24 protein-coding genes are annotated in these 25382 nt (G+C 63.8%); 7 read left to right on the forward strand and 17 right to left on the reverse strand.

The genetic code is table 11. The features are described from left to right. Positions 1 to 21: 21 nt before the first annotated feature. The 15 genes from NKJ46_RS00900 to NKJ46_RS00970 all read right to left on the reverse strand — a co-directional run bounded on the left by NKJ46_RS00900 (position 22) and on the right by NKJ46_RS00970 (position 15443). Complete coding sequence (locus NKJ46_RS00900) at positions 22 to 2391, reverse strand: trimethylamine N-oxide demethylase (RefSeq protein WP_352660720.1); 2370 nt, start codon at positions 2389 to 2391, stop codon at positions 22 to 24. A 144-nt stretch (positions 2392 to 2535) separates the two neighbouring features. Further along, positions 2536 to 3165, reverse strand: coding sequence for a sarcosine oxidase subunit gamma (locus tag NKJ46_RS00905; protein WP_352660723.1), 630 nt, complete (start codon positions 3163 to 3165; stop codon positions 2536 to 2538). After that, positions 3158 to 6142, reverse strand: a complete 2985-nt coding sequence (locus NKJ46_RS00910) for a sarcosine oxidase subunit alpha (protein WP_352660726.1) — start codon at positions 6140 to 6142, stop codon at positions 3158 to 3160. Before NKJ46_RS00910 ends, NKJ46_RS00905 begins: the two co-directional genes overlap by 8 nt. Beyond that, positions 6142 to 6417 carry a sarcosine oxidase subunit delta gene (locus NKJ46_RS00915; RefSeq protein WP_352660729.1) on the reverse strand — a complete coding sequence of 92 codons (276 nt, stop codon included), beginning with the start codon at positions 6415 to 6417 and terminating at the stop codon, positions 6142 to 6144. The genes NKJ46_RS00910 and NKJ46_RS00915 overlap by 1 nt, the downstream gene beginning before the upstream one ends. Before the next feature lie 17 nt (positions 6418 to 6434). Next, positions 6435 to 7688, reverse strand: a complete 1254-nt coding sequence (locus NKJ46_RS00920; RefSeq protein ID WP_352660732.1) for a sarcosine oxidase subunit beta family protein — start codon at positions 7686 to 7688, stop codon at positions 6435 to 6437. A 36-nt stretch (positions 7689 to 7724) separates the two neighbouring features. Continuing rightward, positions 7725 to 9032, reverse strand: coding sequence for a type III glutamate--ammonia ligase (gene glnT, locus NKJ46_RS00925; RefSeq protein WP_023673983.1), 1308 nt, complete (start codon positions 9030 to 9032; stop codon positions 7725 to 7727). Positions 9033 to 9065: 33 nt separating this feature from the next. Next, positions 9066 to 10394 carry an FMN-binding glutamate synthase family protein gene (locus NKJ46_RS00930; protein ID WP_023673984.1) on the reverse strand — a complete coding sequence of 443 codons (1329 nt, stop codon included), beginning with the start codon at positions 10392 to 10394 and terminating at the stop codon, positions 9066 to 9068. A 6-nt stretch (positions 10395 to 10400) separates the two neighbouring features. Beyond that, the gene (locus NKJ46_RS00935) at positions 10401 to 11135 is read right to left on the reverse strand and encodes a GltB/FmdC/FwdC-like GXGXG domain-containing protein (RefSeq protein WP_352660735.1); all 735 of its coding nucleotides are present in this window, start codon (positions 11133 to 11135) and stop codon (positions 10401 to 10403) included. A 4-nt stretch (positions 11136 to 11139) separates the two neighbouring features. Then, entirely contained in the window at positions 11140 to 12033 is an 894-nt protein-coding gene (locus NKJ46_RS00940) for a class II glutamine amidotransferase (protein ID WP_352660738.1), read from the reverse strand. A gap of 84 nt (positions 12034 to 12117) precedes the next feature. After that, positions 12118 to 12450, reverse strand: a complete 333-nt coding sequence (locus tag NKJ46_RS00945) for a hypothetical protein (RefSeq protein ID WP_352660741.1) — start codon at positions 12448 to 12450, stop codon at positions 12118 to 12120. Further along, complete coding sequence (locus NKJ46_RS00950) at positions 12447 to 13127, reverse strand: hypothetical protein (RefSeq protein WP_352660744.1); 681 nt, start codon at positions 13125 to 13127, stop codon at positions 12447 to 12449. The genes NKJ46_RS00945 and NKJ46_RS00950 overlap by 4 nt, the downstream gene beginning before the upstream one ends. 46 nt (positions 13128 to 13173) lie before the next feature. After that, positions 13174 to 14574 carry an APC family permease gene (locus tag NKJ46_RS00955; RefSeq protein WP_352660747.1) on the reverse strand — a complete coding sequence of 467 codons (1401 nt, stop codon included), beginning with the start codon at positions 14572 to 14574 and terminating at the stop codon, positions 13174 to 13176. Between the two features lie 15 nt (positions 14575 to 14589). Further along, positions 14590 to 14751 (reverse strand): hypothetical protein, encoded by a 162-nt coding sequence (locus NKJ46_RS00960; protein WP_023673991.1) that lies wholly within the window; start codon positions 14749 to 14751, stop codon positions 14590 to 14592. Between the two features lie 16 nt (positions 14752 to 14767). Further along, on the reverse strand, positions 14768 to 15145 hold the full coding sequence (locus NKJ46_RS00965) for a hypothetical protein (protein WP_023673992.1): 378 nt from the start codon (positions 15143 to 15145) through the stop codon (positions 14768 to 14770). Between the two features lie 10 nt (positions 15146 to 15155). After that, complete coding sequence (locus NKJ46_RS00970) at positions 15156 to 15443, reverse strand: hypothetical protein (protein WP_352660750.1); 288 nt, start codon at positions 15441 to 15443, stop codon at positions 15156 to 15158. Positions 15444 to 15727: 284 nt separating this feature from the next. On the opposite strand from NKJ46_RS00970, the gene NKJ46_RS00975 reads away from it, so the two are divergent. The 4 genes from NKJ46_RS00975 to NKJ46_RS00990 are packed head-to-tail and all read left to right on the forward strand — an operon-like array spanning position 15728 to position 19484. Beyond that, positions 15728 to 16861 carry an aminomethyl transferase family protein gene (locus NKJ46_RS00975; protein ID WP_352660753.1) on the forward strand — a complete coding sequence of 378 codons (1134 nt, stop codon included), beginning with the start codon at positions 15728 to 15730 and terminating at the stop codon, positions 16859 to 16861. 14 nt (positions 16862 to 16875) lie between these two features. Further along, positions 16876 to 17472: a dimethylamine monooxygenase subunit DmmA family protein gene (locus tag NKJ46_RS00980; protein ID WP_352660756.1), complete on the forward strand. Its 597-nt coding sequence runs from the start codon at positions 16876 to 16878 to the stop codon at positions 17470 to 17472. Further along, complete coding sequence (locus NKJ46_RS00985) at positions 17469 to 18434, forward strand: PDR/VanB family oxidoreductase (RefSeq protein ID WP_352660759.1); 966 nt, start codon at positions 17469 to 17471, stop codon at positions 18432 to 18434. Before NKJ46_RS00980 ends, NKJ46_RS00985 begins: the two co-directional genes overlap by 4 nt. Positions 18435 to 18443: 9 nt before the next feature. Continuing rightward, a complete protein-coding gene (locus NKJ46_RS00990; RefSeq protein WP_352660762.1) occupies positions 18444 to 19484 on the forward strand; it encodes a heme-dependent oxidative N-demethylase family protein in 1041 nt (346 codons plus the stop codon). 211 nt (positions 19485 to 19695) lie between these two features. On the opposite strand, the gene NKJ46_RS00995 is transcribed toward NKJ46_RS00990, so the two are convergent. Further along, positions 19696 to 20409, reverse strand: a complete 714-nt coding sequence (locus tag NKJ46_RS00995) for a helix-turn-helix domain-containing protein (RefSeq protein ID WP_352660765.1) — start codon at positions 20407 to 20409, stop codon at positions 19696 to 19698. A gap of 260 nt (positions 20410 to 20669) precedes the next feature. Between NKJ46_RS00995 and NKJ46_RS01000 the strand changes: the two genes are divergently transcribed. After that, a complete protein-coding gene (locus NKJ46_RS01000; RefSeq protein WP_352660768.1) occupies positions 20670 to 22028 on the forward strand; it encodes a trimethylamine monooxygenase in 1359 nt (452 codons plus the stop codon). Positions 22029 to 22054: 26 nt separating this feature from the next. On the opposite strand, the gene NKJ46_RS01005 is transcribed toward NKJ46_RS01000, so the two are convergent. Further along, a complete protein-coding gene (locus tag NKJ46_RS01005; protein WP_352660771.1) occupies positions 22055 to 23392 on the reverse strand; it encodes an aminotransferase-like domain-containing protein in 1338 nt (445 codons plus the stop codon). A gap of 109 nt (positions 23393 to 23501) precedes the next feature. On the opposite strand from NKJ46_RS01005, the gene NKJ46_RS01010 reads away from it, so the two are divergent. Beyond that, positions 23502 to 24476, forward strand: a complete 975-nt coding sequence (locus NKJ46_RS01010; RefSeq protein ID WP_352660774.1) for a substrate-binding domain-containing protein — start codon at positions 23502 to 23504, stop codon at positions 24474 to 24476. Positions 24477 to 24509: 33 nt separating this feature from the next. Further along, the gene (locus NKJ46_RS01015) at positions 24510 to 25376 is read left to right on the forward strand and encodes an ABC transporter substrate-binding protein (protein WP_352660777.1); all 867 of its coding nucleotides are present in this window, start codon (positions 24510 to 24512) and stop codon (positions 25374 to 25376) included. The last annotated feature ends 6 nt before the right edge of the window (positions 25377 to 25382 follow it).

The raw sequence follows: 25382 nt of genomic DNA on the forward strand, positions 1-25382 counted from the left end.
AGCCTCCCGTGGGGCGATCGGTCACGAGCGCGGCCTGGTCTTTTGCGGGTCGTAATGGGCAAAGGCGACGACGCGCGCCGGCAGCCGCTTGCTGTGGCCGTCGAGCTTGCCGACCTCGACCTCGGTGCCGATGGCCGCGTGGGCGACGTCGAGCCTGGCCAGCGCGATGGTCTTGTTCAGCAGCGGCGAACGCATGCCTGAGGTGACGACGCCGATCTGGGCGCGGCCGACATGCACGCAATCGCCGTGGCCGACGGCGACATTGGCGTCGATGTCGAGGCCGACCAGCTTCCTCTGCGGATTTTCCTTGCGTCGGATCAGCGCCTCGCGGCCGATGAAATCGTCGCTCTTGGTCTTCAGCGGCACGGTGAAGCCGATGCCGGCCTCGAACGGGTCGGTCTGGTCGGAGAACTCGTAGCCGGCAAAGATCAGCCCGGCCTCGATGCGCACCATGTCGAGCGCCTGCAGCCCCATCGGCTTCAGGCCGTGCGGCTGGCCGGCCTGCCAGATCGCGTCGAACACCTTTTCGACGTCGCGCGGATGGCACCAGATCTCGTAACCGAGCTCGCCGGTGTAACCGGTGCGCGAAACCACGACCGGAATGCCGTTGCCGCCGCCGATGCGGGCGACCGCGAAACGGAACCATTCAAGCTCGTCGATCGACGGCTGCAGCGGCGAGGTCCAGATGATCTCTCTGAGGATGTCGCGGCTTTTCGGTCCCTGCACTGCGACGTTGTGCATCTGGTCGGTCGACGAGCGGACCAGCACGGTGAAGCCGAGTTTTTGCGCCGTTTCTCGCAGCCATTCGCCGGATAGATCGTCGCCGCCGACCCAGCGGAAATTATCCTTGCCGAGCCGAAGCAGCGTGCCGTCGTCGATCATGCCGCCATGCTCGTAGCACATGGCGGAATAGACGACCTGGCCGACGCCGAGCTTCTTGATGTCGCGGGTCAGCGTGTATTGCAGCAGCGCTTCCGAATCCGGCCCGGTGACCTCGAACTTGCGCAGCGGCGACAGGTCCATGATCACGGCGTCCTGCCGGCAGGCCCAGTATTCGTCGATGGGGCCTTGCCTGGCGAAGGAATTGGCCAGCCAGTAACCCTTGTACTCGACGAAGTTGCGGGTGTGCTTGGCAAAGCTCGAATGAAAGGCGGTCTCGCGGGTCATTTTCGGTTCCGAATCGGGCGTCATGCGTCTGGCGATCGCTCGCGAGAATTTGTGCTGGCCGGAATAGGTTCGCACATGGATGTCGGTCAGGTTCCAGCCATTGGCGGGCGTCGTATCGTCAGGGCAGGCTGACGAGACGCAGACGATGTCGGTCAAGGCGCGCAGCAGCACATAGTCGCCCGGCCGCGACCACGGCTCGTCGGAAACCACGACGCCATGCGCGTCGATTGACGTGTTGAAGAAGAAGTTGATCGCCATCCAGCCGGCGCGGGGCGTCACACCCTTGTCGGCCAGCGCGCGGTTGAAATTCTCCGAGCAGTTGGGATGGCCGGGATAACCGATGTCGTCGTAATATTTGGCGGCGCAGGCGAGCGCGAATGCATCGTGCCGGCCGCAAGTGTCCTGGATAACCTCGACCAGCGGCTCCATGTCCTGGTCATAATATTTCGAATGCAGGCCGGGCATCGGATAACTCGAGCCCATCAGGGTGCGCGTCGTCGTCACGTCGAGCGGATGATCGCGGCCCTTGTCCAGCTTGCGCGCCGAAAAGCACTGGAAGTCCGTGCATTGACGCCCGTCGACATCGATGATCTGCAGATAGTCGCCGGCTTTGACGAAGTAGGCTTCCGCCGTCGCCGAATTGACGCGCAGGTCGAGCACGGGATCGGCCAGCGGGTCGGCAAGCCTGGATTTCGCCGCCGGGCGGATGGTGGCGCGCCGGACGATGACGCTAAGCGGCGTCGCCGTATCGTGGCCGTCGACCAGCATCGGACCACCGGGCGCCGCAATCACCATCGACCCATCGCGGGCGACGGTAAAAGCCTGTTCGGTACCGGCAGGGGTGGCGCCGCCGAACACGCGCACTGCCTTTGCCTGGTCGAGCTGCACCTGTCGTCGCTCGAGCCCCCGGCGCAAGGAAGCGAGGCTGTCGTCGCCCTCGGCCAGCAGCGCCTTGATGCCGGCGGCATTGCTGTTCGATTTCTCGCCGAAAATGCCGGGATCGGTCGCGCCGCTGCTATCCCATGCCAGCAGCTCGCAGGCCTGCCCGCCCTCGACATTGCGCACGCTGATCGTATCGCCGGCCTCGACCTCGATCAGCACGGCGCCATTGCCCTGGACGGTATAGCGCTCCATCCCGGCCGGCAGCGCGATCTGGCCTGGCCGCAGGATCAGGCTCGGCCGGGGCGGTCCGGCGGCGACGGCGGGGTAGGGCGACTGGCTCATCTCAACCCTGGTTTCGAGAAACAAGTTTGCCTGTGTGTGAAATTATTTTAGCGGGAAGAATAGCAGGGGGATCGGGTTTGGCAAGGTGAAGGTGGCACAAGCTCCCCCTTCTCCCCCAGGGGGAGAAGGGAAGACGCGCCAAGGCTACCCCAATTCCTCGGAATGCCGGATCTCGACGCCATACTCCGCGGCGGCATCGAGCATCGTATGCCACAGGCTTTCGGCAAACGTCGCAAATACCAGAAGATTGAACACCGCCTGCCCGTCCGGCCGGTCATTGCCGCGCCAGAGATTGATGCTGGTGTGATCTACCGACGTCGCGGCAGCGGTGCCGGCCGGGAACGCCGCCGGGTGCAGGTCCAGCGACGACAGTTTGGCCAGCATCGCGCGTGCCTTTTCTCCGGAAATGCTGATCAGCGCGCGGGCATGCGACTGGTCGGACAGCGAGGCGGATTGCGCAAACGCCTGGCTCAGCGGTCCGATCGTGTGCTTGCCGCCATTGGACAGGACCAGGAACTGATCCGGTCCCGACCAGATCAGCGTAGCGTCGGGAGCTCGGACCGCCTTTGGCGTTTCCGGGGCGGCAACGCCGAAGCGGGTTTCGGCAGCCTTCGCCAGTTCTGCCGCTTTGCCGCGCCGCGCCATCACCTGGATCAGGTCGAAATTGCGGATCTCGGTGAGCGATACGCCCGCCGCCGTGCCGCGCGCGCCATAGGCGCCGCCGACAAGCGCCTTCTCCAGCGGACTGCGGCTAATCCAGGAAAACTCAGCCACGCTGGCGCCCTCCATCCGGGTCGTAGAAGACGGGACTGCACAGCTCGACATCGTAGTCTTCGCCGCGCAGCGGGTCGTGCGCGTGGACGATCTCGCCGATGCGCTCGCGGCCGCGCTCAACCAGTGCCAACCCAATCCACTGGTCGAGCGTCGGCGAGAAGCAGACCGAGGTGACGTAGCCCTGGTCGTTATCGGGACCGGGTGTCTTGCCCTTCGGCATGATATGCGCGCCGGAGCGCAGGCGGCGTGTCTTGTCGACCGGCTTGATGCCGACCACGACCTGCCGGTCCGGCGCAACCAGCACCTCGCGCCTCGCCATGACGCGGCCGATGAAGTCTTTCTTGGTCGACATCATCTTGCCGAAGCCAAGGTCGGCGGCGGTCGTCGTGCCGTTCAGCTCCGGCCCGGCGACATGCCCCTTTTCGATGCGCATGACGCCGAGTGCCTCGGTGCCGTAGGGCGTCACGCCGAACGGCTTGCCGGCCAGCATCAAATTGCGCACCAGCGCGTCGCCGTAACGCGCCGGAACCGAGATCTCGAACGCCATCTCGCCGGAGAACGAGATGCGGAACAGCCGCGCTTTGATGCCGCCGCGTAGCGCGACTTCGCGCGCGCCCATAAAGGGAAAGCCCTCGTTCGACAAATCCTCCGCCGGATCGACGATTTCGCGAAGCAGGTCCCGCGTCTTCGGCCCGGCGATCGAGAATTGCGCCCACTGGTCCGAGACCGAGGTCAACTGCACATCGAACTCGGGAAACAGCACCTGCCGGCAGAATTCGAGATGCTGCATCACCAGCCCGGCCTTGGCGGTGGTGGTGGTCAGGAAATAGTGATCCTCGGCCAGCCGCGACGTCGTGCCGTCGTCATAGACGATGCCGTCCTCGCGCAGCATCAGCCCGTAGCGGGCTTTGCCGACAGCAAGATTGGAGAAGGTGTTGATGTAGACGCGGTCGAGGAAGGCGCCGGCATCCGGGCCGTGTACGTCGATCTTGCCGAGTGTCGAGACGTCGCAGAAGCCGACGCCGGAGCGCACCGCCTTGACCTCGCGGGTGACCGATTCCAGCCAGTCCTTTTCGCCGGCGCGCGGATACCATTGCGCGCGCTTCCACAGGCCGGTGTCGACGAACACCGCGCCCTGTTCGGCGGCCCAGCGATGCGACGGCGTCAGTCGCGTCGCATGAAAATTCTCGTCGCGATGATGGCCGGCGAAGGCGCCGATGGCGACCGGCACATAGGGCGGCCGGTAGATCGTCGTACCGGTCTCGGGAATGGACTTGCCTGACACCGCCGCCATAATGGCGAGGCCGGCGACATTCGAGGTCTTGCCCTGGTCGGTGGCCATGCCGAGCGTCGTATAGCGCTTGAGATGCTCGACCGACTCGAAGCCTTCGCGCTGCGCCAGTTCGATGTCGGACGCGGTCACGTCATGCTGGTAATCGACGAAGGCTTTCCCTTTGCCGGCCACATGCCAGAGCGGCGTCAGCGAAAAGGCTTCGTCGTCGGCGACCGGCGATGTGCCGGCATTGCCGCTTCGTCCGGCGCTCTGCGCTGCCGTAGCACCCGCGGCAAATCCCTGGCGCAGGCAGTCGCCCAGCCCGAAGGCGCCGTTGGCGGCGCCGACGGCCACCATGCCGGGTGGCGCGCCGTCCGGCACGAAGGCTGCAATATCGTCCTGCCATTTCGGCCGGCCGCGATGGTAGGAAGTCAGCCCGACCGCCGGATTCCAGCCGCCGGAGACGGCAAGTCCGTCTGCCTCGACCTCGGCGCGTGCGCCGCCGGTGAGCGCCACCGCAATTTTCCTAACGCCGTCCTTGCCGCCCTCGACCCCGCTGACCGAGCCGTTGAGCACGGCAAAGCCGCCTTTGGCGGCAAGCGCGCGATGCGCGGCGGAGACGTCCGGGCGTCCATCGATCACCGCCGCGATCTGCAGACCGGCGGCAAGCGCGGTCTCGACCGTGCGCCAGCCGTCCTCATTGTTGGTGAACAGGGCGATCCGCCTTGCCGGCGTCGCCGCGTAGCGCGCGACATAGGTCCGCATCGCCGAAGCCATCATCACGCCCGGCGTGTCGTTGCCGGCAAAGACGATCGGCCGCTCGATGGCGCCGGCGGCAACGACGCAACGCCTGGCTACGATCCGCCACAGTCGCTGGCGCACCTGGTGCTCGGGCGGCGAGGGCAGGTGGTCGTTGACCCGCTCGATGGCGCCATAGGTGCCGCCATCATAGACGCCGAACAGTGTCGTGCGGTTCATGATGCGGACATCGGGGAGCGCGGCGAGTTCCCCCAGCGTGCGCGTAATCCATTCGGCTGCCGGCTCGCCGTCGATCGTGCCGCCGTCGGCAAGCAGACGGCCGCCGAACGCAAAATCTTCCTCGCACAGGATGACGCGGGCGCCGCTGCGCCCGGCCGCCAATGCCGCCGCAAGCCCGGCCGGGCCGGAACCGGCGATCAGCACATCGCAATGCGCCCACGCCTTGTCGTAATGGTCGGGATCGGCGCCGCCGGCAGCGCGTCCGAGGCCGGCGGCGCGGCGGATCGCCGGCTCGTAGACCGCTTCCCAGAATTTCGCCGGCCACATGAAGGTCTTGTAGTAGAAGCCGGCGACGAAGATCGGCGCAAACAGCTGGTTGACCGCCATCAGATCATGGCGCAGCGACGGCCAGCGGTTCTGGCTGGCCGCTTCGAGCCCGTCATAAAGTTCGGCTGTGGTCGCCTTGGTGTTCGGCTCGCGCCGCGCTCCCGTGCGCAGTTCGACCAGCGCGTTCGGCTCTTCGGATCCAGCGGTCAGGATGCCGCGCGGCCGATGGTATTTGAAAGAGCGGCCGACCAGCTTGATGCCATTGGCGATCAGCGCCGAGGCGAGCGTGTCGCCCTGGAAGCCGGCATAGCTCTTGCCGTCGAAGCGGAAGCCCAGCGGAGCGGAACGATCGATGAGACCGCCGCTCTCCAGCCGGTGTGTCTGCGCAGGGCCAACCATCAAGCGCCCACCTTGGCGGCACCAACGCCCGCCGCCGGCTCGACGGAGGAAATCTCATGCGTCAGCGTGTTGCGGGCGACCTTCAGCCAGGCCCGACAGCCGCCGCCATGGTACCAGTATTCACTCATCGGCCCGGCGACGTTGTCGCGCAGATAGACGTAGTCGAAGACCTCGTCTTCGGTGGCGCCGGCCGTCGGACGCGCCGGCTTGGCGTCGCCCAGATAGGTGAACTCGCCGAGTTCGCGTTCGCCGCAGAAGGGACAGACAATGCGCATGCTTCTTCAGCCAGCCTTCAATGCAGGTTCGGTTGGGCGCCCTGGCCCTTTTCGTCGATCATCGCACCTCGCCGGAAGCGGTCGAGGCGGAAGCGCGCCGCCTCCTTGTGCGGCTCGTCGCGTGCCAGCAGATGGGCAAAGACCAGGCCGGAACCTGGCGTCGCCTTGAAGCCGCCATAGCACCAGCCGGCGTTGAGATAGAGCCCGTCGACCGGCGTCTTGTCGATGATCGGCGAGCCGTCCATCGACATGTCCATGATGCCGCCCCACTGACGCAGAAGCCGTATCCGGCCGATCATCGGCATCAGCGCCATGCCGCCCTCGCAAACGTCTTCCATGACAGGCAGATTGCCGCGCTGGGCGTAGGAATTGTAGCCGTCTATATCGCCGCCGAAGACCAGGCCGCCCTTGTCGGACTGGCTGACGTAGAAATGGCCGGCGCCGAAGGTCATGACATTGGGGATCAGCGGCTTGATCGCCTCCGACACGAATGCCTGCAGCACATGGCTTTCGATCGGCAGCCGCATGCCGGCCATCGCCGCGACGCGCGACGAGGAGCCGGCAACCGCCATGCCGACCTTGCCGGCGCCGATCCTGCCGCGCGATGTCTCGACGCCGGTCACCTTGCCGTTGCCGTCGCGGACAAAGCCGGTCACTTCGCAATTCTGGATGATGTCGACGCCGAGCGCGCTCGCTGCATGCGCGTAGCCCCAGACCACGGCATCGTGGCGTGCCGTGCCGCCGCGTCGTTGCAAAAGCCCGCCCTGCACCGGAAAGCGTGCATTGTCGAAGTTCAGGAACGGCATCATCTTCCTGACCGCCGCCAGGTCGAGCAATTCGGCGTCGATGCCGTTGATGCGCATGGTGTTGCCGCGCCGCGCATAGGCGTCGCGCTGTGCGTCGGAATGGTAGAGGTTGATGACGCCGCGCTGGCTGACCATGGTGTTGTAGTTGAGGTCCTGCTCCATCCGCTCCCACAGCTTCATCGAAAGCTCGTAGAAGCCGGTATTGCCGGGCAGCCCGTAATTGGAGCGGATGATGGTGGTGTTGCGGCCGGCATTGCCGGAGCCGATCCAGCCCTTTTCCAGCACCGCGACATTCCTGATGCCGTATTCGCTGGCGAGGAACCATGCCGTCGCCAGGCCATGGCCGCCGCCACCGATGATCACCACGTCGTAATGGCTCTTCGGGCTGGCGTCGCGCCAGGTGCGCTGCCAGTTCTTGTGGCCGGAAAATGCCGCCCGGGCGAGGGAGAAGATCGAGTATTTCATGAACCTGTTTCGCGCCGGGCGTGCAACAATTCCGGATCAGATGTCGAGCGTGTGGTCGCGCTCCCACTGGGTGAAGTGGGAAGCATAGGAATTCCATTCCTGCTGCTTGAGCTTTAGATAGGCCGACGAGAATTCCTCACCCAGCGCCGCCTTGAGCGATTTGTCGTTGTCAAACTCGCGCAGCGCGTCGAGCAGGTTGAGCGGCAGCTTCGGCGCGCCCTCGACCGTATGGCCGAACTGGTACATGTCGATGTCGTAGCGCCGGCCGGGATCGGCCTTGGAGCGGACGCCGTCGAGGCCGGCGGCGATGATGACGGCCTGCAGCAGATAGGGGTTTGCCGCGCCGTCCGGCAGGCGCAGCTCGAAGCGGCCGGGACCAGGCACGCGCACCATGTGGGTACGGTTGTTGCCCGTCCAGGTCACCGTGTTCGGCGCCCAGGTGGCGCCGGAGATGGTGCGCGGCGCGTTGATGCGCTTGTAGGAATTGACAGTCGGGTTGGTGATCGCGGCAAGCGCGGAAGCATGTTTCATGATGCCGCCGAGGAAATTCCTGCCCTTTGCCGACAGGCCGAGCTCCATGGCATTGTCGGCGAAGACATTTGTCTTGCCGTCCTTGTCCCACACCGAGATGTGGGCATGGCAGCCATTGCCGGTCAGGCCCTGGAACGGTTTCGGCATGAAGGTCGCGCGCAGGCCGTGCTTTTCGGCGACCGATTTCACCATGAATTTGAAGAAGGAATGCTTGTCGGCGGTCGCCAGCGCATCGTCGAAGGCCCAGTTCATCTCGAACTGGCCGTTGGCGTCCTCGTGGTCGTTCTGGTAGGCGCCCCAGCCGAGCGCCAGCATGTGGTCGCAGATCTCGGCGATGACGTCATAGCGGCGCATCACCGCCTGCTGGTCGTAGCAGGGCTTCGACGCCGTGTCGTATTCGTCGGAAATCGTCTTGCCGTCCGGCGAGATCAGGAAGAACTCGGCCTCGACGCCGGTCTTGATGTGCATGCCGTCGCCAGCGGCCTCCGCAATCAGTCGCTTCAGCGTGTTGCGCGGCGCCTGCTCGACCGATTTGTCGTCCATGATGCAGTTGGCGGCGACCCAGGCGACTTCGGGCTTCCAAGGCAACTGGATCACCGAGGCCGGATCCGGCACGGCCAGCATGTCGGGATGCGCCGGCGTCAGGTCGAGCCAGGTGGCAAAGCCGGCAAAGCCGGCACCGTCCCGCTGCATGTCGGCGATCGCCTGCGCCGGCACCAGCTTGGCACGCTGCCCACCGAACAGGTCGGTGTAGGATATCATGAAATATTTGACGCCCTTCTCCTTGGCGAAGGCGGCGAGATCGTTCCCCATTATAGTTCCTCGCTTACTGGCATTTGGTTTGTTTTAGAAGCCGTTCTTGCCCGGTATCCAGTTGGTGCCGGCCAGCGGCACGCCGGCCATGGCGGCGGCTTCGATCGTCAAGGCCACAAGATCCTCGGGCTCGAGATTGTGCAGGCTGTTCTTGCCGCAGGCGCGGGCGATTGTCTGAGCCTCAAGTGTCATCACCTTAAGATAATTCGCCAGCCGTCGTCCGGCCGCAATCGGATCGACCCGTTTCATTAGCTCGGGATCCTGCGTGGTGATGCCGGCCGGGTCGCGTCCCTCATGCCAGTCGTCATAGGCGCCGGCGGTCGTGCCGAGTTCGTTGTATTCCGCTTCCCAGCGCGGGTCGTTGTCGCCGAGCGCGACAAGCGCTGCCGTGCCGATCGACACCGCGTCGACGCCGAGCGCCAGCGCCTTGGCGACGTCGGCGCCGTTGCGGATGCCGCCGGAGACGATCAACTGCACCTTGCGGTGCATGCCGAGATCCTGCAGCGCCTGCACGGCCGGCCTGATGCAGGCAAGCGTCGGCTGGCCGACATTTTCGATGAACACTTCCTGGGTTGCGGCGGTGCCGCCCTGCATGCCGTCGACGACGACGACATCGGCGCCCGACTTCACCGCAAGCGCCGTATCGTAATAGGGCCGCGCGCCGCCGACCTTGACGTAGATGGGCTTCTCCCAGTCGGTGATCTCGCGCAGTTCGAGGATCTTGATCTCGAGATCGTCCGGCCCGGTCCAGTCGGGATGGCGCGAGGCTGAGCGCTGGTCGATGCCTTTCGGCAGCGTGCGCATTTCGGCGACGCGGTCGGAGATCTTCTGGCCGAGCAGCATGCCGCCGCCGCCGGGCTTGGCGCCCTGGCCGACGACCACTTCGATCGCGTCGGCGCGGCGCAGATCGCGCGGGTTCATGCCGTAGCGCGACGGTAGGTACTGGTAGACCAGTGTCTTTGAATGGCCGCGCTCTTCCTCGGTCATGCCGCCGTCGCCGGTGGTCGTCGAGGTGCCTGACAGGGTCGCGCCACGGCCGAGCGCTTCCTTCGCCGGGCCGGACAGCGAGCCGAAGCTCATACCGGCAATGGTGATCGGGATTTTCAGCTCGATCGGTTTTTTCGCATAGCGCGAGCCGAGCACGACGCTGGTGTCGCAGCGCTCGCGATAGCCTTCGAGCGGGTAGCGCGAGATCGAGGCGCCGAGGAACAGAAGGTCGTCGAAATGCGGCAGCTTGCGCTTGGCGCCGGCGCCCCTGATATCATAGATGCCGGTCGCCGCGGCGCGGCGGATCTCGGAAAGCGTGTAGTCGTCGAAGGTCGCGGATTTGCGCGGCGTCGTCGGCGGGTTGCGATAGGTCATTGAGCCTCAATACGCGTCGGCGTTGTCGATATTGAAATTGTAGAGGGTACGAGCCGAGCCATAACGCTTGAACTCCGCCGCCTTGACGCCGGTCACGCCGGCGCGGTCGAGCAGGTTTTGCAGCAATTCGAGATGCTCGGGCCGCATCTCCTTGGCGATGCAGTCGGCGCCGAGGCTTTCGACCTTGCCGCGCACGAAAAGCCGCGCCTCGTAGATGGAATCGCCGAGCGCATCGCCGGCATCGCCCAGCACCACGAGATTGCCGGACTGCGCCATGAAGGCCGACATGTGGCCGATATTGCCATGGACGACGATGTCGATGCCTTTCATCGAGATGCCGCAGCGCGACGACGCGTTGCCTTCGATGACCAGCAGCCCGCCGCGGCCGGTGGCGCCGGCATACTGGCTGGCGTCGCCTTTGACGACGATCTGGCCGGACATCATGTTCTCGCCGACGCCGGGTCCGGCCGAGCCATGCACGGTGATGGTGCCGCCGTCGTTCATGCCGCCGCAATAATAGCCGACGCTGCCGCGCACATCGATGGCGACCGGCTGGTCGACGCCGACGGCGACCGAATGGCTGCCTCGCGGGTGCAGTACTTCCCATGCGGTTTCGTTCGAACCGGGCGCCAGATCGTGCAGCGCCTGGTTGAGCTCGCGCAGCGACATTTCGGCCAGGTCGAAGACCCGTGACGCATGGCTCTGTTCGCGACCCGCCTTGGAGAGGTTGATTGCCGGCATTGGTTCAATGCTCCCAGAAATAGACGGTTGCGGGCTCGGGTTCCCAGACCTTCGCATTGTCTATGCCGGGCAGTTTGGTGAGCGCACGATATTCCGAGCCGAAGGCGACATACTGGTCGGTTTCGGCCATTACGGCAGGCTTGCAGGCGATCGGATCGCGCACCACGCCAAAACCGTTCTTGGTGCCGACGACGAAGGTGAAGAAGCCGTCGAGGTCGCTCAGCGTGCCTTCCAGCGCCTCGCCGAGGTTCTTGCCATGCGCCATTTGCGAGGAGAGATAGGCGGCAGCGACCTCGGTATCGTTCTCGGTCTCGAATGTCATGCCTTCGCGGATCAGCTCGCGGCGGACATTGTTGTGGTTGGACAGCGAGCCATTGTGCACCAGGCACTGGTCGGCGCCGGTCGAGAACGGATGCGCGCCCATCGTCGTCACCGCCGATTCGGTCGCCATGCGGGTATGGCCGATGCCGTGGGTGCCGGTCATCTCGCGGACGCCGAAACGGTCGACGACCGCTTCCGGCAAGCCGACTTCCTTGTAGATCTCGACGACGTCGCCGGCACCCATGATGCGGATGTCGGGGCGCAGTGCCTGGATCGCCTCACGCGCCTGGTCGATCTTGGCAGGCGTCGTCCTGACTACCGCATGCGTCGACTTCGCAGCAATGCTCACCGGCGCGCCGATTGCCTTGGCTAGTTCGGCGTCGAGGCCGCGGAAATCGCGCTCCGGCTTGGCCGACTGGATGGTGATCTTGGCTTCACTGGAGGGGGCGCCATAGATGGCGATGCCGGCGCTATCGGGACCGCGATCGCTGAGCGAGATCAGCATCTCCGACAGCATCGCGCCAAGCTGGGGCTCGAGCGACTTGTCCTTCAAAAACAGTCCGACGATTCCGCACATGTCAGGCTCCGCGAGTTTGTTCCCTCCGAGATGTATCGAATGAGTCCGGGGAATTCAATTGGTATGAAAAAAATTTTCCTGTCGTTATATATCGGCTGAGGCGCCGCCGGCCGCACTATCGCCGCGCGCGCCGCCATTGTGAACCCATTTGGCATAGCGGATACGGGCGATCTTGTAGGCATCCAGGATCGACAGGGCATAGATCAGGAAGCCGCCGGCATGGCGCCCGACGAAGCTGGCGTCGGGCGGCGCGATCTTGGCGGTGACCCAGGCGAGGATCACCATGAAGAACAGAAATTGCAGGCCGCGCACCGGCACGCCGAGCACGACATGCCCGCTTGCCGGCAAGACGATCGCGGCGCCGAGAACGAGATAGGGGCTCGGTGGTGCGAGGGAGGTGGTGCCTTGGCTGCTCATGCCGCTTGCCGTTCGCTTTGATTGATGGCATCGCGCAGCGCCGAAGCCGACGACAGCAGCCTCTCGATCAGCACCGGATCGAGCCTGACCGTGCCGAATTCGGCTTGCCGGAATACGCCGTAGCGCGCCCGCTCGGCCTCGGCCAGAAGCCAGACGATGCGCACGCCGTTCGGTGTGATCAGCAATTCCTTGGCGCGCCCCTCGGCAAAGATGTCGAGGTGGCCGGCGATGAGGGCCTCGGGGAAGCGCACGCCCTTGCGGTCGCTTCGCAGCACCGCCTCGGCCGGAAATTCAGCCGCCTTCGGCAGCGTATGGTCGAGATGATCGAAATTGGAAAAAGTCGTCGGCGATCCCGGCCGCATCATCATGTCGAAAGTGCCTGGTATCGCGACCTTTTCGGTGATCGAAACGCTCAGCCAGCGCGCCGGCAGCTTCCTGATCGCCAGCGTGTCGACGATGGTCCGCACCTGCACCTGCCGGCCGTTCCACGAGCCGGCGAAGGTGACGACGCCGGCAGTGCCGTCCGAGATATTGGCCACGTCGGGAATGATTTCGCGGAGCACCGCCTCCTCGGCGGCAAGCGCGGTCGAAGCCTTGGCGTGGCTGGCCCGCGCAAGCCAGGTTATGTGGAGGACGAGAGCCAGGGCAACCGCCCCGGCGAGCAATGCTGAGATCACCTAACGCACCTCGTCACGCAAATGCCCGCCCAGAACGGGCGCGCCGTCAGTAGCCCTGCGGCTTCGGCCACGGCATGGTGAACTGGGCACCGCGGCGCACGAATTTGTAGCGGTAGAAGTGGAACCACAGCGAGATCAGGAAGTAGAAAGCGACCATGGCGATCAGCTGCGAGCCGAAGCCGAGGAAGATCGCAAAGAAGGTGACCACGCAAAGGCAGAACAAGACGATCGCCGGCAGCGGATGGAAGGGATGGGTGTAGCCGCGGCGGATCGAGCCGAGCGGCCACTTCTTCCTGAACATGATGATGTTGATGCTCATGAAGGTGTATTGCAGCACGCCCGACAGGATCGAGAAGGTGATCGCCTGGTTGAGGTCGGCGATGAAGGCGAAGGCGAGCGCGATCGGCAGCAGGAACAGGATCGAGCGATAGGGCGTGCGGTATTTCGGATGCACCGCCGAGAACCAGGTCGGCAGATAGCGGTCGCGGCCGAGCGAGAACCAGGCGCGCGCGGCGTCGTTGATGCAGCCATTGGCGGAGGCGAGCGCCGCAAGCAGCGTCGCGGTGAACAGCAGGTTTTCCAGCAGCGCACTGCCGGTCAGTTTGCCTGCGTCCCACAGCGGATAGTAGGTGATGCCGAGATATTCCCAGGGCATCAGCGAGGCGCAGACATACCAGGTCATGGCGGCGGCGATCAAAAGCGTGATCATGCCGGCCATCGTGCCATAGGGCAGCGAGCGCGCCGGCGAGCGCACTTCCTCGGCCGCCTGCGTGGTTCCCTCTATGCCGAGATAATACCAGATGCCGAACTGGAAGGCGGCGATGACGCCGATCCAGCCATAGGGCAGGGCGTTGCCGGGGGTGACCAGTTCGTTCAGCTTCAGCACGGCGCCTTGCGTCCACGGGCTGACCGAGAAGAACAGGATGACGATCGAGACATAGGCGATGGCGGTGATGACGAAGTTGACGTTGAGCGTCATCAGCACGCCGCGATAGTTCAGCCATGCCAGCACGACGATGGTCGCGGCGATGAAGGAATTGTGGTTGAGGCCCTCGACGCCGGCCTTGGCGACGATCGTGTCGCCGAGCAGGATCGCGTCCGACACTTCGAGCATGGTGTAGGCAAAGACCAGGAACAGCGCGACGTTGAAGGCCATCAGCGGCCCGACAATGTGCTTGGCCTGCGCATATTGGCCGCCGGCGGCAGCAACCGTCGAGGTGACTTCGGAATCGATCATCGCGACCGAGGTGTAGAGCAGGCCAACGATCCAGCAGACGATCAGCGCCGCCAGCGCGCCACCCTTGTCCGCCGCGAAATTCCAGCCGGTGAATTCGCCGACCAGAACGATGCCGACACCGAGCGCCCAGACATGGGCGGGGCCGAGCACCCTGAGCAGCGAAACCCTGTCGCCTTGCACTTGCACCGCTGGTTCAGCCGTGATCGTCATCGTTCAATCCCCCACTCAGATCCGGTGTTTTTCGGACACGGCTTCAAGTTCGCCTTCCCTGGACGAGGTCAGCATCTCTTCGGAATAGGTCGTGTCGATCTTGAACCAGTCGTAGAGCATCCACAGCGCGAGCACGATCGAGATGCCCCAGCATGCGTAAGAGAGTGCCACCCACATGACGATGCTTCCCTATCTATTTGTCGCCGAACTTTTCGTCGATGACGTCGCGGTATTCGCGGTCCGATGCGCGGAACAGAAAGATGAAATAGCCGATCAGCACCGCGGCCATGATGATCAGCGTCGGCCAGTCGATGATGTAGTGGAACCGGTTCTGGATGATGTCGTGCGCGGTTTCCGGCGTGTAGCCGAGCTTTTCCCAGATCGAGGCCATGGTCGGGTTTTGTCCGAGCGCTTCCCACGTCTTGGCGTCGAGCGCGTCGATGGATTTTGCCGCCCCTGCCAGCCCTAGTTTCAGCGGCAGCCACAGTGCGACGAAAATCGCGACCACGACGACGGCGATATCGAAAACCTGTCCGGCCTTGCTCTGTTCGGGCGGTGTATAGCGGGCCATGCGTCTCCCCTCAGGACTTGCGGTTGCGGTAGGCGTCGGCATTCTTGATGTCGAGACCGTAGATGAAGTCCTTGTCTTCCTTGTAGTGGTTGACCATCGCCAGGATCGCGGCCGAGTTGAAGATCAGCACGGCGGCGGCGGCGACCGCGACGACGAGCTTGATGCCGGCGTCGGGGATGTATGGCCATGTCATGAACAGGACAAAGAGGATCGTCGCCCACAGGCAGACGATCAGGAGCATGGATCCACGCACGTCGGAACGGTACAACGCTTCCACGCGCTGTTGCAGGTCGGACATCGGCTTTCCCCTTTTTCAACGCCCGGTCCGGATTGGCCGGTCATTGCCCTCTTTCAAGAGAGTGAAATTTTTTTCATAAAATCCGGCCGAATTCTGGAATTGTCAAGACGATTTTACGCGGCGTTAACTGTTTGTTTGGTCCGCCGGATTTGCCTGACAATGAAATTATTTGCTTACGGGTATTGCAGGCTCCCGGCGTTTGCGATCAATATTCGGGCAACGCTCCCGCCTGTGTGCAGAGAGCAGGGGAAAGCAAAAAGTTCTTTCGAACGGAGGACCAGCGGATGACGGCATCCTGGAGATTTTCGACGCTTGCGGACCGCCATCGCGCGCTCGGCTCGAAGCTCGAGGACTGGAGCGGCATGGGCACCGCCTGGACCTACGACAAGGACGCCGACGAAGAGTATATCGCCATCCGCACCAGGGCCGGCCTGATGGACGTGTCCGGTTTGAAGAAGGTCCACATCACCGGGCCGCACGCCTCTCATCTGATCGACCTGGCGACGACGCGCGACGTCGAAAAGATCTATCCCGGCAAGTCGGCCTATGCTTGCATGCTCAACGAGGCCGGCAAGTTCACCGACGACTGCATCCTCTACCGCACCGGCCCGAATTCCTGGATGGTCGTGCATGGCTCGGGCACCGGCCATGAAGAGCTGCAGCGCGCTTCGGTCGGTCGCGACGTGTCGCTGCGCTTCGACGACAATCTGCACGACCTTTCGCTGCAAGGCCCGACGGCGATCGACTATCTGGCAAAGAATGTGCCCGGCATTCGCGACCTCAATTATTTCCATCACATGCAGACGCAGCTGTTCGGCTTCCCGGTGATGATCTCGCGCACCGGCTATACTGGCGAGCGCGGCTACGAGATCTTCTGCCGTGGCCAGGACGCCGGCACGATCTGGGACAGGATCCTCGACGAGGGCAAGAGCGCCGGCATCATCCCGTGCCGCTTCACCACGCTCGACATGCTGCGCGTCGAGAGCTACCTGCTGTTTTACCCCTACGACAATTCGCAGAAATACCCGTTCGAGAACGAGGGTCCCGGCGACACGCTGTGGGAGCTTGGTCTCGACTTCACCGTCAGCCCCGGCAAGACGGGCTTTCGCGGCGCCGAGGAGCACTACCGCCTCAAGGGCAAGGAGCGTTTCAAGATCTACGGCGTGCTGCTCGAAGGCAGGGAGCCGGCCGACGAGGGCGCACCGGTCTACCGCGGCGGCAAAAAGGTCGGCGTGGTGACCTGCGCCATGTATTCGCCGCTGGTAAAAAAATCGATGGGCATTGCCCGGCTCGACGTCGACTGCGCGGTGCAGGGCACCAGGCTCGAGATCCGCAACAAGAGCGGCTCCATCAGCGCAACCGCCGAGCCGCTTCCCTTCGACGATCCGAAGAAGACCAAGCGCACGGCGAAAGGCTGAGGCATACTGCGGGTATGGCAGCGAAAAGCATCATCAGCCGGCCGGTCTATGGGACCCTGTCTCCGCAGCCCGGCAAGCATCATCTTTTCATAGCGGATGCAGAGGGAGCGCTGGCGATCGCCGATCTGGCCGCCAAGGCACCGGCGGATTTCTTCGGCGGCGCCCACATCATCTTCATTCCCGGCCGCGACGGCAAATATGCCGATATGCTCGAAGCGCTGAAGCCGGCGCAGTTCTACCTCGGCCATTCCTTCGCCAGCGCTTTGCCGCGGCTGAAGCAGACGCTGGCCAATGCGCATATGGGCCTCAGGCTCTATCTTGCCGGCACCGAAGGGCTGATCGGCCAGGCCATGCAGGCGGCGCTCGAAGCCGGCATCGACCACACCTCGATCCAGACCGAGCATCGCGGCTCGCTGGCGCGCCGCATGCAGTGCGTCCATTGCAAGGGCATCACCGAGAACGTGACGACGCAGCCGGCGACCTGTTCGCATTGCGGCCTCTTGCTTCTGGTGCGCGACCACTATTCGCGGCGGCTCGCCGCCTTCCAGGGCGTCTGCATCAACGCCGAGGATCGCAGCGAAATTCCTCCGATCGAGGAGGTCTTTCGATGAGCACCGGCACCACCAAGCTCGATGTCGTTGTCAGCGATGTCGTCCCGGTCAACGAACTGGTCACGCGCTTTCATTTCCGCAGGCGCGACGGCGAGCTTTTGCCGACCTTTTCCGGCGGCGCCCATGTCGTCGTCGAGATGCGCGATGGCGAGCGCACCAGGCTCAATCCCTATTCGCTGATGGGCTCGCCGCTCGACACCCGCGAATACACCATCTCGGTTCGCCGCGACGACGCCGGCCGCGGCGGCTCGCTGTTCATGCACAGGCAGGTCAGGCCGGGCACGGAGATGGTGGTCAGCTATCCCGTCAACCTGTTCTCGCTCGATCTGCGCGCCAGGAAGCATCTGATGCTGGCCGGCGGCATCGGCATCACCCCGTTCATGGCGCAGACCGCGCAGCTGGCGGCGGAAGGCGGCAATTTCGAATTGCATTACACCTGCCGCACCGCCTCGCTCGGCACCTATGCCGACCTGCTGAGGGAGCGCTACGACCGCCGGGTCAGACTCTATCACGACGACCGCGACGAGCGCGTCGATCTCGACCGGCTGTTGTCGTCGCAGCCGCTCGGCACGCATCTCTACGTCTGCGGCCCGTCCGGCATGATCGGCTGGGTGCGCGAGCGTGCCGCCGCTCTCGGCTGGCCTCCCGAGACCGTGCATTTCGAGCATTTCGCGGCGCCGCAGCCCGGCGCCCCTTTCGACGTGACGCTGGCGCTCAGCGGCAAGACCATCTGTGTCGACGAGCAGCAGAGCCTGCTCGAGGCGATCGAGGCGGCCGGCGTCGATCCGCCCTATCTGTGCCGCGGCGGCGTCTGCGGCCAATGCGAGACCAACGTCATGTCGCATGACGGCAAATTCATCCACAACGATCACTGGCTGAGCGAGGAAGACCACCGTTCGGGCTGCAAGATCATGCCCTGCGTGTCGCGCTTCGAGGGCAGGTCGCTGGTGCTGGAAAGATAGGAGGCGAGCTTGGGCATTACCTTTCGCAAGGAAACCTTCCGCGACGACTTCACCTTCAGGAACAGCCCCGAGCACATCAGGCGGTTCCCGTTCCCGTTCCACGAGGACAGCTACATGTATGCGGTCAACATCGAGCCGCATGTCGTCGGGCCGAAGGGCAGCGTGCTGGAGAATTTGATCGACGTCGACGAGCACTATGTCGCCGAAATGCAGGACCGCGCTTTGGTGCTCGTCGAGGACCCGCTGCGCTGCCAGTCGCTGCCGCACATGACGCTGGCCGGCTGGGACCTGCTCGAATTGCTGATGGAGCAGCAGGCGCTGGGCTATCCCGAGCATTTCACGCTGATCCGCGACGGCGATCGCTGGCGCTGGATCAACCGGCCGCTCGGCATCGACGACAGCTTCACCTTCGGCGACGTCTCGACGCTGCCCTATGGGCCGATGGAATACATCACCCGGCAGAGCCAGGGTGATTTTTGCATCCTCGACCAGCGCGACGGCAATCTGTGGATGGATGCCGGCATGGTCACCACCCAGGCCGACTGGTCGCTCGATTTCGACATCGGCATGAACTTCTTCGAATGGCACGCGCCGGTGCCGCTGGCGCATGAGAAGGGCATATTCGTCCGGGCGCTGAAGTTCCTCACCAACATCCAGCAGGGCAAGCCGGCACGGCGGCTGAACTGGACGATGACCATCAATCCGCGCCTCGATACCAGCCCGGAAAATTATCACAAATGGGGTCCGGACCGCGCGACGGTGACGCCGGAAAATGTCGGCGACAAGGTGCATCTGCGCGTCGAGCTGCAGAGTTTCTGGCGGCTGCCGCGCTCGAATGCGATCGTCTTCCCGATCCGCTGCTACCTGATCAAGATGGACGAGCTGGTGACGCAGCCGAAATGGGCTCGGCGCCTGCACCGCGTCATCCGCGACCTCCCCGACGAACTCGCTAATTACAAAGGCCTGACGCGCTACCGGACGACGCTGGTCGAATGGCTGTCGAAATTGGATGATGGGAGTGTGACGTCGCCGGGTTTCGGGCCGGATTGACTGCTGCCGTCGCCGAAGCTGCCGATCTCCCCCCTCGTGGGGGAGATGCCCGGCAGGGCAGAGGGGGGCGCGAAGGATCGCCAACCTCGTTCATATTACGACCAGCCTAGAACAATCTGAGGCTGCAATTTGCGACCGATCGAGATGTCGGCGGGACAGCGCCCCCCTCTGTCCTGCCGGACATCTCCCCCACAAGGGGGAGATTGCCAACTCACCCCGCGCTCTGCGGATAGCAGATGATCGACAAATAGCGCATCGGAAGGACGCTCAGCACTTCCGGCCCGTGTGGCGCGTCGGCGTCGAAGAACAGGCTGTCGCCGGGCTTCATCGGGTAGAGATTGCTGCCGTGCCGGTAAACCACCTCGCCTTCGAGCATATAGAGGAATTCCATGCCCTCGTGCTGGAAGGTCGGGAACACGTCGGAATCCTCGGTCAGCGTGATCAGATAGGGTTCGACGACGACGCCGCTGGTGTTGGAGCCGATATGGCCGAGCAGATTGTACTGGTGGCCGGCGCGCGTGCCGCGGCGCTCGACGTCGAGGCCTTCGCCGGCCTTGACGAAGACGGCGCTGCGCTCTTCCTCGAAGCGGCGGAAGAAGGCGGTGACGGGAACACCGAGTGCCCGCGACAGCGCCTGCAACGTGGTCAGTGACGGCGAGGTGATGCCGTTCTCGATCTTCGACAGCATGCCAAGCGAAATGTCCGTGGCGGCAGCCAGATCGGCGACGGTGATACCGAGCTTCTTGCGGAATGCCCGCACCTCGCGGCCGATCGCGACCTCGAGCACTTTTTCGCGGGTGTCGCGAATGGCGTGCGGGTTCTGGGTGAGCGGCACGCGTATCTTGCGCGGCTCGATCGCGGCGGGTTTGGCTCTGCCCGCCGCGGCGCCGGCATCATGCTTCAGACTGGATGCTTTTCTCGCCATTTCGCCACCCCGGACCTTGCCGATTCATTTCACTCACGGTGAACATATTCGGTGCCGATACAGAAGCGCAACTGCTACGGCAAGCCACTTGTGGCGACTTGTCAGCGGTCCGGATTTCTCCCGAGGTCGGGCCTCGCTTGGAAATCCAGCGTGGTGAAACGAGGGTTTCGCGACAAGCCCTGTTGACAGCATCGAAGGGGCAATTACTGTCCTGTCAGTGAAATTTGTTTCGTTAGGGAAATGAGATCGGGAGGCCCGCAATGAAAGATCGTGTTGCCGTCATCGGAGCCGGGCCGTCCGGCATGGCCCAGCTCAGGGCCTTCAAGTCGGCTGCCGACAAGGGCGCCGATATTCCCGAGATCGTCTGCTTCGAAAAGCAGTCCGACTGGGGCGGCCTGTGGAACTACACCTGGCGCACCGGCCTCGACGAGCACGGCGACCCGGTGCACGGCTCGATGTACCGTTACCTCTGGTCGAACGGCCCGAAGGAATGCCTGGAATTCGCCGACTATACGTTCGAGGAGCATTTCGGCCGGCCGATCGGCTCCTATCCGCCGCGCGCCGTGCTGTGGGACTACATCAAGGGCCGTGTCGAAAAATCCGGCGTGCGCCAATGGGTGCGCTTCAACAGCCCGGTGCGCATGGTCACCTTTTCCGAAACGACAAAAAAATTCACCGTCACCGCGCATGACCGCACCAACGACGTCACGTACTCGGAAGAGTTCGACAATGTCGTCGTCGCTTCGGGCCATTTCTCCGTGCCCAACGTTCCCTATTTCGAGGGCTTCTCGACCTTCAACGGCCGCATCCTGCACAGCCACGATTTCCGCGACGCGATGGAATTCAAGGGCAAGGACATCTTGATCATCGGCCGCTCCTATTCGGCCGAGGACATCGGCTCGCAATGCTACAAATACGGCGCCCGATCGATCACCTCGAGCTACCGCTCGAAGCCGATGGGCTTCAGATGGCCGGAGAACTGGAAGGAAGTGCCGCTGCTGCAGAAGGTCGTCGGCAAGACGGCGCATTTCAAGGACGGCAGCACCAAAGACGTCGACGCCATCATCCTGTGCACCGGCTACCTCCATTCCTTCCCGTTCCTGACCGAAGACCTGAAGCTGAAGACCGCCAACCGCATGTGGCCGGACGGGCTCTACGAGGGCGTCGTCTGGGAGAAAAACCCGAAGCTGTCCTATATCGGCATGCAGGACCAGTTCTACACCTTCAACATGTTCGACGCGCAGGCCTGGTTCGCCCGCGACGTCATCATGGGTCGCATCAAGCTGCCCTCGGCCGAAGCAATGGCCGAGCACGGCCAGAAATGGCGGGCACGCGAGGAAACGCTGGAAGACGCCGAGCAGATGATCTGGTTCCAGGGCGACTACACCAGGGAGCTGATGGAGCAGACCGACTATCCGGGCTTCGACGTCGAGGCGGTCAATCAGACCTTCATGGAATGGGAGCACCACAAGGCGGAAGACATTATGGGCTTCCGCGACCATTCCTATCGCTCACTGATGACCGGCACGATGGCGCCGCTGCACCATACGCCCTGGCTGCAAGCGATGGACGATTCGATGGAGAGCTATCTCGAGGTGAAGGGCGTGGCGGCGGAGTAGGCAGTCCGAACGACGATTGCCTTGCCTCAGACAACTTCCCGCGCCGGGTCGGCTGCCAGCGCCAGGGAATTTGCGACGTGCTCGAGGTGCTCCTCGTCCAGGATGCTGGTCGCGACGCGGACAGCGTTCGTTTTTCCGGTCGAAAACTTCGCTCCGGCATGGACCGCGATGCCGTGGGCGGCCAGCGTGACCATCGCGTAGGGTTCCGAAGCAACCGGAATGAGGACGCTGAGACCATATCCGGCGTCGATCGCGACATCGCGTTTCGCCAGTTCGCCGGCGAGCCGTTCGCGGCGGTGACGATACACCTCCTTCGCCTGCTCAACGAGGGCAGCCGTGGCCGGGTCTTGCAGCAGCCAGGCGGTGGCCGCCTGCAGGATACGGCTGGTCCATCCCGAGCTGAAGCTGCGATAGGACTGGATCTGCTCGACGATCGTCGCGGATCCGGACAGCACGGCGAGCCGCAGGTCCGGGCCATGGGTCTTGGAATAGGACAGGATATGGACGACGCGATCGGGAAAACGCCGGCCCAGCGAAATGCGCGGCGCCGAGGCAATATCGCCGACGCCGTCATCTTCGACAATCAGCACGTCGGTGCCGGCGAGCAGGTCGCCGATGACTTCCAGCCGCGCCGACGACATGCAGGCGCCGGTCACCGAATGGACGCGCGGCTGGAACAGGAACGCGACGGGCCGCTGCCGCAGCGCGTTGGCGAGTGCCTCCGGCAAGGGGCCGTCGCTGTCGCAGTCCACCGGGATGATCGGCACGTCGAGATCTTCGAGGATGTCGAGCAGGCGAAGCGCCGTCGGGTTCTCGATGGCCACCGGCGCCCCCGGTGGGACCAGCGCATGCAGCAAGGTGTAGATGGCGTTGTAGCCGCCATTGGTAGCCAGGAACGCCCCGGGATCGTACGGCCATGACGGGCGCACTGCGGCCTCCAGCTCGGGCAGGATGCGCACTCGCTCGTAGCTGTTGAGCTTTTCGGCGCGCGCGCCATGCGCCAGCGCGATGCCGAGCGGCGGCAAGAGCTGCACATCGGGCTCCGCGATCGCCAGGTTCAAAACGTCCGCACCGTAATTGCCGCCGCTCATGTGGCGCTCCGGCCGGGCGGCAAAGCGGTTGCCCATGATCCAGGTGCCGTTGCGTCCGCGGCCGCCGATGATCTTGTAGCGCCGCAGCTCGCTCCACGCTTGCGAGACAGTCGCCGGGCTGACGCCGAGCACATAGGCCAGATCGCGCACCGGCGGAAGTTTTGCACCGACAGGCAGCGCGCCGCTTCTGATCAGCGCACTGGTCTCGCGCGCGATGCCGCGCATCGTGCGGTCGCCAAGGCGTTCAGCGAACCATCCTGCATCGAAATCCATCGGCACCCGCGACCGTCAAAGCTAATGTTCAGTAACATAATAACATTTGATCGGTCAAAAATAAACATTTACCAATCGCCGGTCAAACATAGCTTTGAAGTTCACGCCGATGCCCGTCTCCATCACTATAGCCACCCGCGATTGGGACTACCTCACCCCTTTGGTGCTGGGTGACGTCACGTCGAGCCGCCTGTCGGTGAAGGTTGACCGCGTCGCCACGCTGATCGCGGATCTCGGCACCGATCCGAACTACGATGCGGCGGAGGTCTCGTTCAGCCGTTATGTGTCGGCCATGGCTTCGGGCCGGGATACGGTGATTGGACTACCGTGCTTCATCATGCGCGGCTTTCGCCATCGCTGCATCATCACGGTCGAGGCCAGCCCGCTGGAACAGCTTTCCGACCTTGCCGGCAAACGCATCGGCGTCACCGGCTGGCGTGATTCCGGCAACACATGGACGCGGGCGGCGCTTCGCCGGGAAGGCGTCGGCGTCGAGGATGCCTATTGGTTCGCCGGCAGGCTGACATCCGAGCACCCGATCGCCGACCGCCTCGACGGATTCGGCAGGCCGGGGCGCATCGAAGCAGCACCAGGCGAACGCCCGATGATGGAACTGCTGGCGCAAGGCGAGCTCGACGCTGTTTTCACGCCCTTCATGCCGGACGGCTTTTTCGGCCCGGCTTCCGGCTTCCGGCAAGTGCTGCGCGATTTTCGCGCGGCCGAACGCGCCTATTTCGCCGACGTCGGTTATGTCCCGGGCATGCATCTGGTCGCCGTCAAGGCTGCCCTGGCCAGGGAACACCCCTGGCTGCCTCACGAACTCGCCAGGCTGATCGACGAAAGCCAGCGCGTCTGGACGGCAAGGCGCCGAAAATATGCCGACACCTCGCCCTGGATCCTCGAGGAGCTGCTTCATGCGGGGCGCGACCTGCCTCAGTCATGGAACACCAGCGGCCTGGCCGCCAATCGACGCATGATCGAGGATTTCGTCACCGAGCTACATACCCAAGGCATTCTGGCGGAACGGATTTCTGCCGAAGCCTTGTTTCCTTTTGAGACCAAGTCGCGGGCCACCGCAGCCTGACAACGCACAACGAAGAACACGAAGGAGAGTGCCATGAGGAAAATCAGCTTCATATTCGCCTCGCTCGTCATGCTGGCGCAGGCCAGCTTTGCCCAGGATATCCAGAAGCAATCGGTGAACGAGGATTTGCGCGCCCGGCTGCCGGAAGAGATCCGCACGGCGGGAAAGATCACAGCCGTCAACAACGGTTCGTTCCCGCCCTATGAGATCGTCACCGGCACCGAACTGACCGGGGCAACCAGGGACATTTCCGACGCCATCGGCCAGCTGCTCGGGGTCGAGGTCGATCACGCCTCGGTCGCCGGCCTGCCGGCGTTGCTGAGCGGCATCAATGCCGGCCGTTATCAGTTCGCGATGGGGCCTGTCGGCGACTATCCCGACCGCCAGAAATCCAACGACTTCATCGATTGGGTGCGCGAATACGTCGTCTTCACCGTCGAGAAGGGCAACCCGCAAGGCATCACCTCGCTCGACACCGCTTGCGGCAAGCGCATCGCCGTCATGTCGGGTGGCTCGGCCGAAAAGGTCATCAAGCAGCAGGTGCAGAAATGCACCGAAGGCGGCAAGCCGGCCGTCGAGGTGCAATCATTCACCGACCAGCCGAGCTCGATACTGGCCGTCCGGTCGAAACGCTCCGACGCATTTTTCTCCTCGCAGGCGCCGCTGACCTATTTCGTCGAGCAGGCGAAGGGCCAGCTGGAACTCGCCGGGGTCGGCCAGGCCAACGGCTTCAAGGACATCTATCAAGGCGCCGTCGTCAAGAAGGGCTCGCCGCTGGGCGGCGTGCTGCTCGACGCGTTCAAGATCCTGATGAAGAACGGCACCTACGCCGCGGTCATGAAGAAATGGGGCCTCGAGAAGAACATGATCGACGCGCCCGGCATCAACCAGGGCCAGTAGAGGCTG

It is taken from the genome of Mesorhizobium sp. M0166 (genome assembly GCF_040322255.1).
GTDB lineage: Bacteria > Pseudomonadota > Alphaproteobacteria > Rhizobiales > Rhizobiaceae > Mesorhizobium.